The sequence below is a fragment of the Kitasatospora sp. NPDC051914 genome (assembly GCF_040680995.1).
Classification (GTDB): Bacteria; Actinomycetota; Actinomycetes; order Streptomycetales; family Streptomycetaceae; genus Kitasatospora.
Genome location: NZ_JBFAXX010000046.1, coordinates 1 through 17,354 on the forward strand (window position 1 = coordinate 1; position 17,354 = coordinate 17,354).

General features: G+C 70.1%; 14 protein-coding genes and 3 pseudogenes. 5 read left to right on the forward strand and 12 right to left on the reverse strand.

Going from position 1 to position 17,354, the window contains the following annotated elements:
• Nucleotides 1-87 precede the first annotated feature (87 nt).
• Genes AB0M03_RS26980 through AB0M03_RS27005 form a run of 6 tightly spaced genes read right to left on the reverse strand, consistent with a single transcriptional unit; the run spans nucleotide 88 to nucleotide 6,607 of the window.
• A complete protein-coding gene (locus AB0M03_RS26980) occupies nucleotides 88-990 on the reverse strand; it encodes an amidohydrolase family protein (protein WP_363495241.1) in 903 nt (300 codons plus the stop codon).
• Nucleotides 991-1,027: 37 nt separating this feature from the next.
• The gene (locus tag AB0M03_RS26985; RefSeq protein WP_363495244.1) at nucleotides 1,028-1,378 is read right to left on the reverse strand and encodes an L-rhamnose mutarotase; all 351 of its coding nucleotides are present in this window, start codon (nucleotides 1,376-1,378) and stop codon (nucleotides 1,028-1,030) included.
• Entirely contained in the window at nucleotides 1,375-3,375 is a 2,001-nt protein-coding gene (locus AB0M03_RS26990; RefSeq protein WP_363495247.1) for a hypothetical protein, read from the reverse strand. Before AB0M03_RS26990 ends, AB0M03_RS26985 begins: the two co-directional genes overlap by 4 nt.
• Before the next feature lie 31 nt (nucleotides 3,376-3,406).
• Entirely contained in the window at nucleotides 3,407-4,315 is a 909-nt protein-coding gene (locus AB0M03_RS26995) for a carbohydrate ABC transporter permease (protein ID WP_363495415.1), read from the reverse strand.
• A 55-nt stretch (nucleotides 4,316-4,370) separates the two neighbouring features.
• Nucleotides 4,371-5,279: a sugar ABC transporter permease gene (locus AB0M03_RS27000; protein WP_363495250.1), complete on the reverse strand. Its 909-nt coding sequence runs from the start codon at nucleotides 5,277-5,279 to the stop codon at nucleotides 4,371-4,373.
• Nucleotides 5,276-6,607 (reverse strand): ABC transporter substrate-binding protein, encoded by a 1,332-nt coding sequence (locus tag AB0M03_RS27005; protein WP_363495253.1) that lies wholly within the window; start codon nucleotides 6,605-6,607, stop codon nucleotides 5,276-5,278. The genes AB0M03_RS27000 and AB0M03_RS27005 overlap by 4 nt, the downstream gene beginning before the upstream one ends.
• A 371-nt stretch (nucleotides 6,608-6,978) precedes the next feature.
• Between AB0M03_RS27005 and AB0M03_RS27010 the strand changes: the two genes are divergently transcribed.
• A complete protein-coding gene (locus tag AB0M03_RS27010) occupies nucleotides 6,979-7,779 on the forward strand; it encodes an FCD domain-containing protein (RefSeq protein WP_363495256.1) in 801 nt (266 codons plus the stop codon).
• 75 nt (nucleotides 7,780-7,854) lie between these two features.
• On the opposite strand, the gene AB0M03_RS27015 is transcribed toward AB0M03_RS27010, so the two are convergent.
• Nucleotides 7,855-8,019 (reverse strand): hypothetical protein, encoded by a 165-nt coding sequence (locus AB0M03_RS27015; protein ID WP_363495259.1) that lies wholly within the window; start codon nucleotides 8,017-8,019, stop codon nucleotides 7,855-7,857.
• A gap of 416 nt (nucleotides 8,020-8,435) precedes the next feature.
• On the reverse strand, nucleotides 8,436-8,750 hold the full coding sequence (locus AB0M03_RS27020) for an alpha-L-fucosidase (protein WP_363495262.1): 315 nt from the start codon (nucleotides 8,748-8,750) through the stop codon (nucleotides 8,436-8,438).
• 866 nt (nucleotides 8,751-9,616) lie between these two features.
• On the opposite strand from AB0M03_RS27020, the gene AB0M03_RS27025 reads away from it, so the two are divergent.
• The gene (locus AB0M03_RS27025; RefSeq protein WP_363495265.1) at nucleotides 9,617-11,110 is read left to right on the forward strand and encodes an RICIN domain-containing protein; all 1,494 of its coding nucleotides are present in this window, start codon (nucleotides 9,617-9,619) and stop codon (nucleotides 11,108-11,110) included.
• Nucleotides 11,111-11,174: 64 nt separating this feature from the next.
• A complete protein-coding gene (locus tag AB0M03_RS27030) occupies nucleotides 11,175-13,508 on the forward strand; it encodes an alpha-L-fucosidase (protein WP_363495267.1) in 2,334 nt (777 codons plus the stop codon).
• A 104-nt stretch (nucleotides 13,509-13,612) separates the two neighbouring features.
• Here the strand turns inward: AB0M03_RS27030 and AB0M03_RS27035 are convergent, their stop codons facing one another.
• Together AB0M03_RS27035 and AB0M03_RS27040 are read right to left on the reverse strand one after the other, a co-directional pair.
• A complete protein-coding gene (locus AB0M03_RS27035; protein WP_363495270.1) occupies nucleotides 13,613-14,269 on the reverse strand; it encodes an autotransporter-associated beta strand repeat-containing protein in 657 nt (218 codons plus the stop codon).
• A gap of 41 nt (nucleotides 14,270-14,310) precedes the next feature.
• Nucleotides 14,311-14,691, reverse strand: a pseudogene (locus AB0M03_RS27040) (endonuclease); the annotation flags it as partial.
• 297 nt (nucleotides 14,692-14,988) lie between these two features.
• On the opposite strand from AB0M03_RS27040, the gene AB0M03_RS27045 reads away from it, so the two are divergent.
• Nucleotides 14,989-16,245: an arsenic transporter gene (locus AB0M03_RS27045; protein ID WP_363495418.1), complete on the forward strand. Its 1,257-nt coding sequence runs from the start codon at nucleotides 14,989-14,991 to the stop codon at nucleotides 16,243-16,245.
• Nucleotides 16,246-16,249: 4 nt separating this feature from the next.
• Nucleotides 16,250-16,735 (forward strand): universal stress protein, encoded by a 486-nt coding sequence (locus AB0M03_RS27050; protein ID WP_363495273.1) that lies wholly within the window; start codon nucleotides 16,250-16,252, stop codon nucleotides 16,733-16,735.
• A 9-nt stretch (nucleotides 16,736-16,744) separates the two neighbouring features.
• On the opposite strand, the pseudogene AB0M03_RS27055 reads toward AB0M03_RS27050, so the two are convergent.
• Nucleotides 16,745-16,849: pseudogene (locus AB0M03_RS27055) on the reverse strand (ABC transporter permease); the annotation flags it as partial.
• Nucleotides 16,844-17,310, reverse strand: a pseudogene (locus tag AB0M03_RS27060) (GntR family transcriptional regulator); the annotation flags it as partial. The pseudogenes AB0M03_RS27060 and AB0M03_RS27055, both read right to left, overlap by 6 nt.
• Nucleotides 17,311-17,354: the final 44 nt, after the last annotated feature.

Genomic DNA, 17,354 nt, shown 5'->3' on the forward strand with positions numbered 1-17,354 from the left:
CCAGCAGCACCTCGCCCGGGCCGGGCTCGGACGGCTCGACCGGAGCCGTGTCCAACGTCCGGGCAGCCGTATAACGGACAGCAAGCGTCATCGTGATTCCCGAGTCTCTTCGGTACGGGTGAGGCGGTAGAAGGCGGTTGCGGTGCCCGCGAGAATCGCCGAGGTCTCGTCGGCGGAGCACCCGTCGATCAGTTCGTGCACAGTGGCGGCCCAAAGGTTCCAGCCGCCCGCGAGGTTCGCCACCGGCCAGTCCGAGCCGAACATCAACCGCTCGGGGCCGAAAGCGGAGAGCAGGACGTCCCACACCGGCCGGATGTCGGCGATGGTCCACCAGTCGTGGTCGGCCTCGGTGATCAGTCCGGACACCTTGCAGACCACCTGGGGATGCCCGGCCAGCCGGCGCACCCGGCTCTCCCACTCCCTCAGTTCGCCGGCGGCGATGTCCGGCTTGCCCGCGTGGTCGAGCACCTGCGGCAGGCCGGGGAAGCGCTCGGCCAGCCGGATCGCCTGGTCGAGCTGGTGGCTGCGGACGAGCACGTCGTAGCCGAGCCCGCGCTCCTCGACCGCCGCCAACCCGCGTTCGACGTCGGCCCGTTGCAGCCATTGTGGGTCCGCCTCGCCCTGCACCAGGCTGCGCAGCGACCGCAGGAAGCTGCCGCCCGGTCCGGCGAGCAGCCGGTCGAGCTCGTCACCGACCGCGGGGGACGTGAGGTCCGCCCAGCCGACCACGGCCTCGATCAGCGGCTCCTGTGCGGCGAGCGCGAGCAGGTCCTCGGTCTCGGGCACGTCCGGGATGCACTGCACGACCACCGTGCTGTGCAGCCGGCGGCCCGCCACCTCCTGGGTGGCGGTGGAGCGCAGGTCGTCCGGGGTGAAGGTGCGGCGGATCGAGGCCAGGCCAGGCTCGTCGAGCCACGATTGCGGGCGCCGGGCGAGGTCCCACAGGTGGTGGTGGGCGTCGATGAGCACGGGCGGCGGGGTGGAGGTCACGGGAGGCTCCGGGTGGGGTCGGTCTGGAGTGAGCGGGTCAGTCGGCGGTGGGCTGCTCGCCGGGTTCGCTCAGGTGCCAGACCTCGGGGAGGTTCGTCCACTGGCGGGAGTCGCCCCGGTCGGGGAAGGGCTCCTGGCAGGGGTCGGTGTGCTTCCACCACTCCTGGGTCACCGGGTCGGCCTCCAGCTCCGCGATGTCGGCGTCGAAGTCCTCGCCGTGGTACTCGAAGTACGCGAACAGCACGTCGCCGTGGAGGTGGATGCTGTAGTTGCGGATGTTCGCCCGGTGCAGGGCCGCCTCGACCCCGGGCCACACGGCGGAGTGGAGTTCCAGGTACTCCTCGCGGTGCTCGGGCCGGAGCTTGATGGTCTGAGCGAAGCGCTTCATGCGGATTCCTCCGACGTTTCGGCGTTCGGCACGTCGGCCGAGGTTCCGAAGGGCGAACGGTAGCTGGGGGTACGGGTGCGGAGCTCCAGCCGGAGCGTCATCCGGATCCGGGTGGACGCGGGCAGCCGGGCCGTCAGGTACGCGCCGTCACAGGCCGTCTCCGCCTCGCCGACCACCGGCTCGGTGTGACCGTAGTCGTACATGTCACCGATCCAGCCCTCGTCCGTACACGTCGTGTACCGGACGGAGGTGATGGTGTGCTCGGCGAGAGCACCCGCCTGAATGATAATCGTCCGATCTTTGTCTGGCGAGAGGTTGACCAGTTCGACGGTGGTCGCCTCGGGGTCGATGGAGGTGACCAGGGCGGCCACGTCCTGCGGCAGCCCCGCGCGGCGGGCCTCGGCGTCGTGGTAGCGCAGCCGGGCCTGCTGGATGCCGCCGTTGTAGAGCACCTGGGGGCCGCCCCAGGTCAGCTGGACCAGGGCCTCGGTGGCCACCGGGTTGCACTGCTGCCACACGTGGATGTCGGCCTCGTCCACGTCCAGGTCGCGGTAACGCTCGACGCGCCGCAGGCGGTGGCGGACCTGGGCCTGCGCGGCGGCGAGGATCCGCTCGGGGTAGCCGGGGTCGTCGCCGGCGAGGAAGGCGAACCAGGCCTTCTCGTGCCCGGACTCCTCCTTGGCCCGGAACGAGCGCACGGTGCTCCAGTCGAGCGGGTCCGCCTCGCGCAGCTTCTCGATGCGGACGCGGTCCTCCTCGGAGGCGCTGTGGTGCCAGAGCGCGATCGGCACCGGCAGGGTGACGGGGTTGTAGTCGAACCAGCCCGAGTCGTTGTGCCGGAACGGGAGGTGCAGCGTCGGCTTGTCGAAGTCCCCGGCGAGTTCGACCGCCCACTTGGACGGGAGGCTGGAGTCCGCCTCGCTGTGCGACATCAGCTTGGCCCGGGAGATCATCTCGTCGAGCGTGGTCCCGACCATCGAGAGGTAGTCGTCCTCGCCGGTGGACACCGCCGCGGCGAGGGCCGCCACGCAGGCCGCGTGGCCCACGCTGTGCCAGCCGTGCGGCCAGGACCAGCCGTAGTGGCCGCCGTACCAGCGGCCTTCGAGCCGGCTGCCGACCACGCCGTCCAGGCCGACGTTGTCCGGGAGGAGGCCGCCGTTCGCCTCGGTGCGCTCCCGCCAGGCGCCGACGTACTCGACGATCCAGTCGCGGTAGCGCTGCTCGCCGGACAGGATCCAGGCGTTGAGCACCAGGCCGGCCACCGCGAGGTTGACCGCGGTGTCGCCGACGCCCATCCGCTCGCGCATCTGCGCGCCGAGCCGCGGGTCCGAGTCGAGCGGGTACGGGCCGTCCTGCGCCTCGGGGAGCCATTCGAGCGGGTAGCCGTACGTCGCCGCCTCCTTCGGCAGCCACGGGTAGACGTCGCCGTCGGACAGACCCTGCCGGTCGGGGTCACTGCCGTTGTGCGGGCGGGTGACGATGCGGGCCGAGGGGTCGTAATTGCCGTGGACCGGGTCGACGTACAGCTCGGCGAACCGCAGGGCACGCTCGGACCAGCGCTCGGGGTCGGCCATGCACAGGAAGTAGAGCAGCAGCAGGCTCTCGCCCTGGTGGAACCAGTCGTAGCCGCGCTCGTACTCGTCCTTGAGCATGTCCAGCTCGGTGAGGTGCTTGGTCACGCCCTCCCAGTGCTTCTCACTGGCGGCCAACAGGTCGTCGGCGCCGCCGAGCAGGTAGAGCTGGGGCCAGTTGAAGAAGACCTCGTAGAAGTCGTCCACACCGTCACGGGTGGTCAGTCGGCCGTTGTAGTTCAGCCGGCCGTCGGGGCCGGTGAAGTCCCGGGCGAACTTGCGCCAGCTGTGGTCGAGCAGGTCGAACAGCGCTCGCTGCGCCACCGCCCACCCGGGCGGTTCGAGCAGCGGCACCCCGGCCTGGATCTCGGGGAGGGGCGCCGTGGCGTCCCTGCCCGACGAGGGTTCGGTGGAGCTGTGAGACATGGGACGATCTCCGATCGGGGTGGAGCGAGCACTATTCCTTGGTGGCGCCGGCGAGCATGCCGCTGACCAGGAAGCGCTGGGCGAAGAGGAAGACCACGAGCACCGGGGTGATGGCGACCAGGGTCGCGAGGGCCAGCTGCGGGCGCTCGACCGCGGCCGTGCCGGCGGCCGGGTTGAACTGCGGCACGCTGCTCAGCAGGTTGCCGACGCCGACCTGGACCGGCATCTGGTCGCTCTCGGGGAGCATCACGTAGGGCAGGAAGTAGTTCGTCCAGTTGGCGACGAAGCTGAAGAAGCCCACCAGCGCGATCACCGGGGTCGCCAGCGGCAGGGCGATCAGGCGGAAGACGCCGAACTCGGAGCAGCCGTCCATCCGGGCCGCCGCCAGCAGGTCCTTCGGCACGGCGGTGGTGAAGTAGATGTACGTCAGGTAGACGCCGAAGGGGTAGAACGCGTACGGCAGGATGATCGACCACATGGTGCCGATCAGGCGCGCCGCGTTGAGCTCCAGGAACAGCGGCACCACCAGCGTGGCGGTCGGCATCAGCATGACGATCAGGGTGGTGACCAGCAGGGTCTTGCGGCCGCGGAACTCGGTCATGGCCAGCGCGTACCCGGCGGGCACCGACACGCAGAGCGTGATGACCAGGGAGACGACGGCGTACAGGGCGGAGTTGCCCAGCCAGAGCAGGATCGCGCCGTCCTGGAACCCGCTCAGCGCGTGCCAGTTGTCCGCGAGCGTGCCGAAGGAGCCGAAGGAGAGCGGGTGGTCGTGGACCAGCTGCTGGTCGGTCTTGGTCGCCGCGAGGAGCAGCCAGAGCACGGGCAGGACGAAGAACACCACGAACACCGTCAGGACCGCGCCGGCCAGCAGCCGGTAGGACGTCTGGCTCACGGACCGGGGGGCCCGCCGCGACGTCCGGGGGGCGGTTCGGCTCATGGCGCTCGGGTCCCGTTCGGTACGTGGCGCGGTGGCGGTCGGGGTGGCGGAAGTCTCAGTCGGCATCGAAGAACCTCGATCGTGCGACGAAGACGCCGGCGACCGACACGCTCACGACCAGGAGCTCCATCGAGACCGCGGCGGCGCCGTTGATGTTGTTCATCTGGAAGGCGAAGTCGTAGGTCAGCTGGTTGAGCGAGTAGTCGCGACCGGCCACGCCCACGCTGGCCAGGGAGAGCAGCTGCGGCTCGACGAAGAGCTGGGCGCCGCCCGCGAAGGCCAGGATCACCATGTAGACGATCCACTTGCGGAGCATGGGGATCTGCACGTGCCAGGCGGTCTTCCAGGCACCCGCGCCGTCGATCCGCGCGGCTTCCAGGACGTCGCCGGGGATGTTGTTCAGCGCGCCGTACATGACGACGATCCAGCCGCCCGCGCCGGTCCAGAACGCGATGACGGTGAACAGCACCGGCAGGTTGCCCGGTGCGATGACCGCGCCGAAGGTGTCGAAGCCCAGCGCCTCCAGCAGCGAACTGACCGGACTCACCGTCGGGTCGAGCATGAACAGCCACACCAGCACGCTCGCGGCGCCCGCCAGCGCCCCGGGGATGTAGTACAGGAAGCGGAGCGCCTGGCTGATCCGACCGGAGGACAGGCGGTGCAGCAGCAGCGCCAGCCCCACCACGAACACCACCAGCGAGACCAGCCAGAACAGCAGGTAGAGCGCCACGTGGCCGAGCGCGTCCAGGAAGCGGAAGTCCTGGGCGGTGGTGACGAAGTTGCTGAAGCCGGTGAACGTTCCGCCCGCGTCGGTGAACGCGAACCAGATCGCGTAGCCGATCGGGAGGACGCCGAAGGCGACCAGGAGGAGTACGTAGCCGGCGACGAAGGCCGGGCCGGCCCAGCTCCGGCCGGCGCCGCGGGGGCGCCGGCCGGAGCTGACCGCGGAGACGGTGGAGGTCACTTGGAGACCTTGTACCCGAACGACTCGGCGTGCTTGACGATCGCGTCCTGCCACGCCGGCAGCTGGGAGACGATGGTCTGCCCCTGGGTCAGGCCCGGCTTCACCGTGGCGGCCCAGATCGCCTCCTGGCTGAACTGGCCCGAGCCCCAGCCCGACCACACCTGGGAGGAGGCGTCCTTGAGAGCGCCGAGGTCACCGACGAAGTACCCGGAGGCGGCCTGCGACTTCAGCCAGTTCTCGGCGGCCGGAGCGTACGCCGGGAAGCCCGGGGCCTTCTCGCCCTGGTAGGCGTTGTCGGTGGTGACCCACTTCAGGAAGTCGGTGGCCGCCTTGAGGTGGGCGGAGTGCTGCGACAGCAGCCAGGTACCGCCGCCGACGTTGCCGGTGGACGGCGCGGTGTCGCCCTGCCACTGCGGCATCGGGGCCACGCCGATGGTCTTCTCCGGGGTCTTCAGGGTGTCCTTGAACACCGCGCCGCCGTACCACGCCGGGCCGGGCATCAGCAGGACCTTGTCGGCCTGGTTCTTGGCGAAGTCGGTGCTGAAGACACCGCTGACGGACATGGACTTGTTCTTGATCAGCCCGTCCATGAGGTTGGCCATCTTGGTGCAGTTCTCACCGCCGGTGTTCGCCGTGACGGCCTTGGGGCCGGTGATGTGGTTGGCCTCGCACTTGCTCGCCCAGAGGTAGATCTCGGGGGTGTAGGAGTCACCGGCGTCGCCCACCAGGTAGCCCGGGTGCTCTGCGGCCACCTTCGCGCCCAGCGCCTGGTACTCCTCCCAGGTCTTCGGGACGGTGTAGCCGAACTGCTTCATCAGCTTGTCGTTGTACCAGAGCACCGTCTGCGAGAGGTCGTTGCGCAGGCAGTAGACGGTGCCGTTGACGGTGCAGACGTCGTTGGCGCCCTTGGCGAACTTGCCCAGGGTGTCGGCCGGGATGAGGCCCTTGTCGAGCGGCGCGGCGAAGCCCGCGTCCACCGCCCAGGAGGTCTCGTTGTTCTGCGAGCTGAAGACGACGTCCGGCCAGCCCTTGCCGGTCCGGTTGAACAGCTGGACCTTGGTCTGGAGGTAGTTGGAGCCGTTGGCGTCACCGTCGTAGGTGACGATGTCCAGCTTCACCTCGGGGTGCAGCTCCTGGTACTGCTTCGCGGCGGGCAAGCGGGTCGCATCCACCCAGACCGTCACCGCCCCGTCGGTCTGCGCCACCTGGGCGAAGCCGTCCTTGGTGGTCTTCTCGGGAGACGAGCCGCTGCACGCGGACACGGTCATCGCCAGGGTCGCAGCGCAGGCCGCGAACAGTACCGTTCGTCTCTTGCTGGGCACGCTCATGAGTGACTCCACTGCAGTGACCCCGAACAGGGTCGGGAGGTGGGGTGGGGGTGACGCCGGCCGTCCAGGTCGCGCGTCGAGTGTTGAGTGTCGAGGACCGGCGTCCCGCTGCCGCCCTCGGGGATAAATTAGCCGCCCTATCGACAGGATCGTCAAGGGTTCAAGCATGCCGATTCGAAACAGCTTTGGGCCGATGGCCCGACTGTGAGGCGTCATTGCGTGGAGTTGGCCCTAGCTTGCCCGCTTTCATTCCACGCCTGGTGTCGCCACCTCCGGTGAAATGAGTAGCACTCATAACTCTCTGCGCTAGGATTGAGTCGGCTCCACAGCGATCAGTCGCCCTCGCGCACGTCATCCCGGAGGCAGGAACGATGAACGACACGCCCACGACCGAGGCCGCCCTGCCTGCGCAGGCCTCTCCCGCCGCCGCGGCAGCGGGGAACGGCCCAGGCGAGGAGCGCCGCGACTACCGCCCCGGCTACGAGATCGTCTCGGAGCAGATCCTCGAGTTCATCGCCGGAAAGGGCCTGGTGCCGGGCGACCGGCTGCCCACCGAGCACGATCTGGCCAAGACGCTCAACACCAGCCGGGCGGTGGTGCGGGAGGCCGTGAAGATCCTCTCGGCCCTCGGCCGGGTCCGGGCTCACAAGGGGCGCGGCCTGTTCGTCGCCGACGACGAGGGCATGCTCATCACCAGCCGCTGGGGCGGCTTCTTCCGGCCGGTCGACCTCGACCACGTCCTGATGCTGTTCGAATTCCGCAAGGTCCAGGAGACCGCTGCCGCCAGCCTCGCGGCCACCCGCGCCACCCCCGCCGAGCTGCGGACCATCGAGGTCGCCGCGCAGCAGTGCCGGCACGGGGTCGTCCACGGGCAGGTCGACGTGTTCAACCAGGCGGACGACGACTTCCACACCGCCGTGGCCACCGCCGCGCACAACGCCTTCCTGCTCAGCGCCGTCCGCGACGCCCGCCGCCTGCAGCGGCAGTCCAGCGCCATCGGCATTCACGACATGCTCGGCGCGGCCGCCGAGGCCGCGGTCGAGGAGCACGAGGCGATCTACCGTGCCATCCGCGACGGCCGCCCCGAGGACGCGGCCGCGGCCACGGTGATCCACCTCGACAGGACGCTGGGGGACTACCGGCGGGAGATCCAGCGACGCCTGTTCGGATAGAGGCGAACCGTGCCGGCGGAGGGCCGGCACGGTTCGCTCGGCACGGCCCGCCAGGTGTGGCGTCTCGGGCCTCGGTTACGCGAAGTCCTCGAAGGTGAGCTGCTGCGGGACGGCCGCGAGTGGTTCGGGCGGCTGGTCGAAGACGATCCGGCAGTCGCTTGCGGCGGTCCCGGCTGATGGGCGGTCGGCCGCCGAGCGCGGCCGCGAGTTGGACACCGCGGTCGGCTGGTGCCGGCGCACCAGGCTGGTGAGCCCCGGTGCCTGCCGGAGCCCGGCTCGTTCTCGCCGTACGTCGGGTCCACCGACCAACTGTTGGCGGGGTCCCGGTACTGACCGTGCTCCCGGAAGAAGGACCGTCCACGTCGGTGCCCTGCTGCGCCGGCCAGCCGCAGTCCCACCGGATGTCGTCGACCGCACCGTAGTCGGTGACCGGCTCCCGCACCGACCGGTGCACCTCGTTCTTCATGATCCGGGCGCTCTCGCGGTAGCCGAAGCCTGCCGGATCGGAGCCCTCGCAGTTCCACGGGTAGAGGCTGCCCGGAAGCACGCGGTCGGAGCTGAGCCCGGGTTCGGCGGCTTCGCCCCGGTCGCGTCGTAGTAGCCGGGGTAGCGCCAGTCGATCGGCGAGTAGTAGAGACCGGCCGCCCGCACCGCGTTCACGTGGGCCTTGACGAAGTCGGTACCGGCGGTGAAGGGTGCGGCGGCGGTCCAGGCGTTGGGGTGGCGGCCGGCCACAGGGCGAAGCCGTCGTGGTGACTGACCGTCAGCACCACCTCTCCGGCACGGAGGTCGCGTGCCAGCCGGGCCCAGGCGTCGGGATCGAAGGACTGCGACCGGGTCGCGAAGGAAGCGGCGTACTGCGCCCGGTAGGCGGCCGGCTTGGTATTCGAGCCGAACATGTGCCACTCGCCCTGCACCGGTGCGGAGTAGACGCCCCAGTGGATGAACATCGACAGCTTGTCGTCACGCATCCACTGGATACTGCTGTCCGGCTGCTGCCAGGCCCCCGGTCCAGGTTCCCCGGTCCAGCTTCGGGGTGCGCAGCGGAACGAGGGGCAGCGGGTCGCCCTCGGCCACCGCGGCGACGGCCGGGGCACCGCCGGTTCCGACCGCTCCGGCGACGGTCGCAACTGCCGAGCCCGTGGGAACGATTCCACGACTGACGGCTCGTGGCATGAATTGCTCCGATGGTCCTGGGACACAGGGGGATGGTCGCTGCGGTCAGTTACATGTATCGCGGCCTTGGAGTGGCGCGTCAAGAGAAGTGGCAGGGAGATGTCCGATGTTTCTCATCCGGCCAACCTTGCCCCATCCATCCCATCGGATGAGTTCGACTGCCTTCGACACCGAGCAAGTTCTTGCGCCGCCCAATAACTTGCAGGTCATTCCAGTGAAGTTCCCCTCTCCCCCGATCTCGACAGTCCACTCCGCGCTCCGATCGACATGGCGTCAATTCGTCGAACCCATACGAAAGGTGGGAGATTCATCGGATCGATCTCCGCGCGAGAAGCTTGACATGAACCCGGGCTCAGCGTTTTGCTGTACCGCGAGGGTGTTTGATCTCGATCGGTTCTGATCGGTTCCGCTCCCCTTGCACGATCAGCTCCTGGACCACCTGTCCAACCCCTGCTACGGCGCCGGCCTGCAGCTGTTGAAGATCGAGATCGGCGGCCGGCACCAGCCTTCCGATGAACCGCCGTGCGGCTCCACACGTGGTTCGCCGCAGCGGTGACCCGTCCGGTACGCCCGCCTTCAGGCCCACTTGATGCCCCGCACGTCTGCCGGCAACCGGTCGTGACGTGCCGCTGCAACACGTCCTCGTAGGAGAGGTGAAACCTTGTCCCCCGGTCCTTCACGCGACAGCCGGCCGGTCAGCCTGTGGCGAACCGCACTCGCCGGGCTTCTCGCCCTGCTCGGTGCTTTCGGGACGGTGCTGCTGCCCGCCGCACAGGCCCACGCGGCCTCCGTGGCATTCACCCTGGGAGCCACCCGAACCGACCAGAACGGCAACGCACTCCAGCTGCACGGGCTGGGCATCGTCAAGGTGGGGAGCACCTGGTACGGCTTCGGCGAGGACAAGACCGGCGAGACGTCGGCGAACACCTCGTTCCAGGACATCCCCTGCTACACCTCCGGCGATCTCGGCACCTGGACCTACCGAGGCGTGGCACTGGCCAAGCAGAGCAGCGGCGATCTGGGGCCGAACCGGATCGTCGAGCGGCCGAAGGTCATCTACAACGCATCGACCAATACGTACGTGATGTACCTGCACATCGACAACGCCGACTACTCCGACGCGAAGGCCGGTGTGGCCACCAGCAGCACCCCCTGCGGCCCGTACGACTACCGGGGCAGCTTCCGGCCGCTGGGCAACGTCAGCCGTGACCTGGGGCTGTTCCAGGAGAGCGACGGCACCGGCTACCTGCTGACCGAGGACCGCAACAACGGCGGCCTGCGGATCGACAGGCTCTCCGCCGACTACCTCTCGGTGGACAGCTCGGTCGCGCTCCTGGGCGGCGGCAGCATCGAGTCCCCGGCCATGGTGAAGGTCGGCGGCACCTACTACATGCTCGGCTCGCACCTGTCGGGCTGGTGGCCCAACGACAACGTCTACGCCACCGCCACCTCGCTGAGCGGACCGTGGTCGGCCTGGCGCGACCTGGCCGCCCCCGGCACCAACACCTACCAGAGCCAGACGGCCAACATCATCACCGTCCAGGGCTCCTCCGGCACCACGTACATCTACACGGGCGACCGCTGGAACACCGGCGACCTCGGCAATTCCCAGCTGATCTGGCTCCCGCTGACCATCCGGGGGACGACGGTGAACCTCGGCCAGTACCCCAACTGGTCCCTCGACACGGCCGCGGGCACCTGGTCGGCCGGCAGCGGCATCCCCTCCCCCGGCACCTACACCCTGACCAACGCGGCCAGTTCGATGCTGCTGGACGTGTCCGGCGCCTCCACCTCCAACGGAGGCGGGGTCATCCAATGGCCGTCCACCGGCGGCGCCAACCAGAAGTGGACGCTCACCAGGGTGGCGGACAACATCTACACCCTGACCGGCGTCAACAGCGGACTGTGCCTGGACGTCCCCGGCTACTCCACCAGCACCGGCCTGCAGTTGCAGCAGTGGACCTGCAACGGAGGCACCAACCAGCAGTGGGCGCTGGACCTCACCGGCAGCCTCACGGGCAGCAAGTACGTGCTGGTCAACGTCGCCAACGGCCTGACCCTGGGCACGGGCGGCTCGACCACGCAGGGAGTGGCCGTCGACCAGGAGACCGGCGGCAGCTCGAGCGCCGCCAGCGAGAGCTGGACCCTGTCCTGACCCCGGCTGACAGCCGCCAGTCCCACCCCCACCCATTGTTCAACGTCGAACAGAAGGACTCACGGTGCCAGATTCCATCTCGCGCAGGTCGGTTCTCGCCGGCATCGCGGCCATGACGGTCGCCGGCACGATCGGCTCCGTCGCCATGACAACGCCCGCCTACGCCGCGGCGGCCGCCGAACCGCTGCCGCTCCCTCCGCTGCGGATCCCGCAGACCGACCTGGGCCTCGAGCAGCAGCCCGACTCCAAGATCCAGTGGCTGATGGACGCCAAGCTCGGCATGTTCATCCACTGGGGGCCGTACGCGGGCCCGGCCAAGGGCGAGTGGTACATGCACAGCGCCGCGGTCACCCCGGCGAACTACCGGAAGTACGTCACCGACGCGACCAGCGAGCAGTTCACCGCCGACGCCTACAACCCGGCGGCCTGGGCCCAGTTGGCCAAGGACTTCGGCGCGAAGTACGCGACGCTCACCACCCGGCACCACGACGGCTTCGCGCTGTGGCCGCTGAACCACCCCAACGCCTGGTCCTCCGGTCAGGCACCGCTCAACCGCGACTTCGTCAAGGACTATGTCGCGGCGGTGCGCGCGGCCGGGCTGAAGGTCGGCCTGTACTACTCGCCGATCGACTGGCGCTACCCCGGCTACTACGACGTCAACGGCACCAACTGCGCGACCAACCCTTGGGGTTACACCACCGATCCGGCGCACAAGGAGAACGCGCGGATCATGAAGACCGAGGTGTACCAGTCCGTCAAGGAGCTGGTCACCCAGTACGGCGTGATCGACGACCTGTGGTGGGACGGCGGCTGGATCGCGGAGCAGGGCAGCGACGCGGACGGCGCGTTCTTCTGGGAGCCCGGCCGGTTCCGCGACAGCGCCAACCAGTGGCAGGTGGACGCCGCGTACGGCGAGACCGACGCCAACGGCAAGCCGCTGGGCTTGATGGGCATGGTCCGCAAGCACCAGCCCGACATCATCGCCACCTCGCGCTCCGGCTGGAAGGGCGACTACGAGAGCCAGGAGGGCTCGTACGTCCCGAGCGGGCCCGTCCGGAGCCAGCTGACCGAGAAGGTGTTCTCCGTCGGCAGCGCGTGGGGCTACACCAACGGCCCGACCATGAGCTACAGCGACGCGATGAACGTCCTGGTCAACTGCTGGGTGCGGAACATGACCGTGATGGTCAACGTCGGCCCGGACCGGCACGGTACGGTCCCCACCGCCCAGGCCAACCTGCTGCGCCAGATCGGCGCCTTCATGACCACCTGCGGCCAGTCGATCTACAGCACCCGCGGCGGCCCGTGGAACCCGGTCGAAGGCCAGTACGGCTTCACGTACAAGGACAACACCTTCTACGTCCACCTGCTGTCCGGCTACAGCGGCACCTCGTTCACCACCCCGGCGATCGGCGACGCCCAGGTCACCCGGGTCTTCGACGTGCGCTCCGGTGCCAACCTCTCCTTCAGCGTCGGCGGCGGCAAGGTCACCGTCACCGGCATCGACCGCACCACGCACCCCCAGGACAGTGTCATCGGCGTCGTCCTCGACCGGAGCGTGCAGCCCGGAGACATCGCCACCGGCAGGACCGCGACCTCCGACAGCGAGGAGAGCTCCAAGGGCAACACCGCGGCCAAGGCGGTCGACGGGGCCACCTCCACCCGCTGGTGCGCGGCCGACGGGAGCACCGGCCACTGGCTGAAGGTCGACCTCGGCTCGACCCGCTCGCTGACCGGCACCCGGATCGCCTGGGAGCTGGACAACACCAACTACCGCTACAAAATCGAGGGTTCCACCGACAACAGCGCGTGGACCACCTTGGCGGACCTCACCGCGACGACCGCCACCAGCCAGGTCCAGGTCGCCCAGTTCCGCACCCGGGCACGGTACGTGCGCGTCACCGTCACCGGGCTGCCGGACGGTGTGTGGGCGTCCATCCGCAACCTGGAGGTCTACGACCGGCCCTTCGGCGCGGACCTGGGCACCTTCAGGCTGGTCAACCGCAAGAGCGGCAAGGTGATGGACGTCAGCGACGCCTCCACCGCCGACGGCGCCGTTGTCATCCAGTGGCCCTGGACCGGTGGCACCAACCAGCAGTGGAAGCTGCTGCCGAACTCCGACGGCTCCTACCGGCTGTCCAACGTCAAGAGCGGCAAGGTCCTCGACAGCCCCGGCAGCTCCGCCCAGGGCGCGAACCTCGACCAGTGGACCGCCGACACCGGCGACAACCAGTCGTGGCAGCTCGTCCCCTCCGCGACCAGCGGCTACTACCGGCTCGTCAACGTCCGCAACGGCTGGTGCGCCGACGTGTCCGGCGCCTCGACCGCCGACGGCGCCAACGTCGTCCAGTGGCCCATCACCGGCGGCGCCAACCAGGACTGGCAGATCCTGCCCGTCTGACCAGGACCGCAGGGTCGATCAGGAGCGCGCGGATCTCCTGCTCGACCCCGCACGGATGCCGGGAACCCGGCGCGCGGGCGGCGGGCGGCGGACCCGCCGTCCGATCAGCGCCGGGTCAGCCGGAGCGAGAGGCCCGCCCCGGTGCTGACCGGGACGGCCCGGTAGCCCTCGGCGTCGACCGTCACGCTCGCGAACTCACCACGGATCGGACCGCCGCCGATGACCGGCACCAGCACCTCGCGTCCGAGCCCGCGGATGTCGGCCAGCCGGACCGAGAGCCGCGCGCCCTGTCCCAGGGTCACCCGCCCCCGGACGTCGAGCGCCGAAGCGTGCAGGTGGTGGATCGTCACCTCCAGCTCGGACGTGCCCGACTGCAGGTAGTCGCCGCACACCCGGGCCCCGCCCACGGGTGCGTCCACGTGCAACCTGCCGCCACGGACCTCGACGTCGCCGCGCCCCAGGGCGTCGCGCGAGGCGGCGGTGAGCACACCCTCCGCCACCACGGTGCCGCCCTCGTAGCGGTTGGTGCCGCTGAGGGCCAGCGCCCCGGTGCCCCGCTTGGTCAGGCTGCCGCAACCGTCGATGTCGTGGCGCCAGGCGTCGGCCGCCGCGAAGCCGCCGTCCGCGGCGTTCATGACGACGCACACGTCCTCGTCGAACGCGCCGTAACCGTCCGCCGCGGCGAAGAGGTTCAGCCGCCCCCACATCTCCGGGCCGTCCAGCAGGACGTAACCCGACGGCAGCGCGGTGGTGCGCAGCACCTCGCGGCGCTGCGCGGCGTCGAGGTAGGGCAGACGGCGAGTCGGCAGTCGTTCCACCGCACCCGCTCGAAGTCGTCGTCGCCGTAAGCCCGTCCGGAGAGGGTGTTGAGGCCGCTGCCGATGCCCGCGCCGCCGCTGGTCGCGGTGTGGTGGGGATGCGAGTCGGCGGCGTAGAGGGCGGCGTGGTGGTTGAAGTCCTCCTGGACGTGCACCAGGTCGTACGGCGTGAGCCGCCGACCGATCGCGGTCGTGCTCGTCTGCCGGTCGGTGGAGGCACTGGACAGCACCTGGGGCAGCCCGGCCACGTTGTACGTCAGCACCGAGAGCGACCCGCCGGACGCGGTCGGGGCGGTCGGCGCGGCATGCGCGGGCACGACCCCGAGGAGGCAGGCCGCGGCGGCCGCGGTGAGGGCCCGGCGAATCGGGTACCGACAGGACGGCGGAAGCGGTGCTCGTTCATCGAGCTCCGATCAGGAGGCGCGCATGGACCCGGCGCCCGGAGCGTACGAGCGCCAAATGTCCACGTCAACATCGCCGTCGAGCCGCCACCACCCTTGTGAGCTGCGGGTTTTCCGCAGAAGACCTTGCGATCACAGAAGCTTCTGTGAGCGTTAACAGAATGTTCTGGACGACGTGTCGCCGAGCGGCGATTCCGTCCCGACCGGGCGGGTCTGATTCGATGAGGGCCTGATCGTTGCACGTCGAGAAGGGATCGGGTCCTGAGTACGTCGTTCGCCGAGGCGCTGTCCGTCGGCCTGCTGGTGGTGGTGCTGGTCTGCGCGGTGGTGCGCCCGTTCGGCTGGCCGGAAGCGGTGGTCGCGGTCCCGGCCGCAGGGCTGGTGATCGGCACCGGCGCGATCTCCCTCGACCACGCGGCCGAGGAGGTGGCGCGCCTCGGCCCGGTGATCGGCTTCCTCGCTGCGGTACTGGTCCTCGCCCGACTGTGCGACGACGAGGGTCTGTTCCAGGCCTGCGGGGCGTGGATGGCCCGTACGTCGGCGGGTCGGCCGGAGCGGCTGCTGGTGCAGGTGTTCGCCGCCGCCTCGGTGATCACCGCGGTGCTGAGCCTGGACGCCACGGTGGTGCTGCTGACCCCCGTGGTGTTCGCCACGGCGGCGCGTCTCGGGGCTCGTCCGAAGCCGCACGTCTACGCCTGCACCCACCTGTCGAACACCGCGTCCCTCCTGCTGCCGGTCTCCAACCTGACGAATCTGCTGGCGCTTGCGGCCAGCGGGCTGAGCTTCACCCGCTTCGCGGCGTTGATGGCCCTGCCCTGGGTGGTGGCGATCGGCGTCGAGTACGCGGTCTTCCGCCGTTTCTTCGCCGCCGACCTGGACGCGGGCGCCACGGCGGAGGGTGCCGCGGCGGAACCGGAGATGCCGCTGTTCGCGCTGCTGACGATCGTGGGCACCCTGGCGGGCTTCGTACTCACCTCGGTCATCGGGATCGACCCGGCCTGGGCGGCGCTGGCCGGCGCGCTGGTGCTCGGCATCCGTGCGCTGGCCCGGCACCGCACCACCCCTCGGGCGGTCCTGCGGTCGGCGAGCGTGCCGTTCCTCGCGTTCGTCCTGGCGCTCGGCGTGGTCGTCCGGGCGGTCGTCGACAACGGCCTCTCCGACGCGCTCGGCGACCTGGTGCCGACCGGCCACGGCCTGGCGGCGCTGCTCGGCATCGCCGCGCTGGCCACCGTGCTCGCCAACGTCATCAACAACCTGCCGGCCACCCTCGTGCTGCTCCCGCTCACCGCGCCGGCCGGCCCGGGCGCGGTCCTGGCCGTGCTGCTCGGGGTCAACATCGGCCCCAACCTCACGTACGCGGGCTCGCTCGCGACCCTGCTGTGGCGACGCATCGTCCACGCGCACGACAGCGAGGTCGGCCTCGGGGAGTTCACCCGGCTCGGTCTGCTGACCGTGCCTGCTTCCCTGCTCCTGGCCGTGGTGGCACTGTGGGGATCACTTCACGCATTCGGAGTGTGACACCGTGACGGTCGTCGTGTGGATCACCGAGGGCACCTGGCCGGCCTGCGTCGACGCGGCCCGCACCCGCGTCCCGCAGGACGCGGAGATCGTCCTGCTGTACGTCGCGGGCGCGGAGGCCCCGGGCGCCGCGCACGGGGCGTTCGCCGGGCTGCTCGGCCGCGGCCACCCCGGCCCTCGGCACCCGGGCGCCGGCTGGGGCAGCGATCCCGGCGACCGGATGGAGGAACTCGCGTCCGCGACCGGCGAGGACCTGCTGCGGGCCGCCGCCGAACGCCTGGCCCGGCCGTGCACGGTCCGGGTGGCCCACGGCCGGGTCGAACGGGAGGTGGTCGCCGCCGCGGAGGGCGCCGACCTGCTCGTCCTCGCCCGCGACGGCTCCCGCACCCACCGCGGACCGCACAGCCTCGGCCCCGCCGCCCGCTACGTGCTCGACCACGCCCCCTGCCCCGTCCTCCTCCTCTGGCCCGACCGGGTGCCGGAACGTTAGGCGGAGGTCTCAGTCCTGCTTCTCGCCGGAAGCGAAGCGGGAGATGATCAGCCCGACGATGATGATCGCGCCGTTGAGGAACTGGTTCCACAGCGGCGGCACGCCGGCCAGGGTCTCGTTGCCGGTGGCGCGGCCGACCGCCCGGTGGAAGGCCGCGTCGTGCCGGTTCAGCAGCTCGACGTCGTCCCGTGCCGCGCGCATCGCCTCCAGGCGCCGTTCCACCTCGGCGAGGTCAGCGTCGGTGATCCGGGTCGCGGCCGGCGCGGTCGCGACCGGCTCGAAGAGCCTGCGCACCTCGGTGAGTTCGAGGACCGTGTCGCCTGGAGCAGGTCGACCGCGCCGCCGAGGCCCTCCAGCAGCAGGCCCGGCACCAGGCTGGTGACATGGGTGCCGTCGCCCCGCCGGATCTCAGGACCCGGGCGACGACGAGTGCCTTGACCGCCTCCCGCATCGGGTTCCGCGAGAGCCCGAGTTCGGCCGCGAGCTGCTCCGGGGGGCAGTTTGGTCCCCGGGAGCAGCTCAGCGTCCTGGATCGGCCGGCGAATCCGGGCGATGGCCTTGTCGGTCAGTGACACGGCGACGAACCAACAGGGAATCCGATGGATCTGCCTGCCCGGTC

What these genes read in the sequence shown, in the direction of transcription:
- AB0M03_RS27010 (WP_363495256.1), top strand. Translation starts at nt 6,979, where the DNA reads ATGAACGACACGCCCACGACCGAGGCCGCCCTGCCTGCGCAGGCCTCT.
- AB0M03_RS27020 (WP_363495262.1), bottom strand. Translation starts at nt 8,750, where the DNA reads ATGCGTGACGACAAGCTGTCGATGTTCATCCACTGGGGCGTCTACTCC.
- AB0M03_RS27005 (WP_363495253.1), bottom strand. Translation starts at nt 6,607, where the DNA reads ATGAGCGTGCCCAGCAAGAGACGAACGGTACTGTTCGCGGCCTGCGCT.
- AB0M03_RS26990 (WP_363495247.1), bottom strand. Translation starts at nt 3,375, where the DNA reads ATGTCTCACAGCTCCACCGAACCCTCGTCGGGCAGGGACGCCACGGCG.
- AB0M03_RS26985 (WP_363495244.1), bottom strand. Translation starts at nt 1,378, where the DNA reads ATGAAGCGCTTCGCTCAGACCATCAAGCTCCGGCCCGAGCACCGCGAG.
- AB0M03_RS26995 (WP_363495415.1), bottom strand. Translation starts at nt 4,315, where the DNA reads ATGAGCCGAACCGCCCCCCGGACGTCGCGGCGGGCCCCCCGGTCCGTG.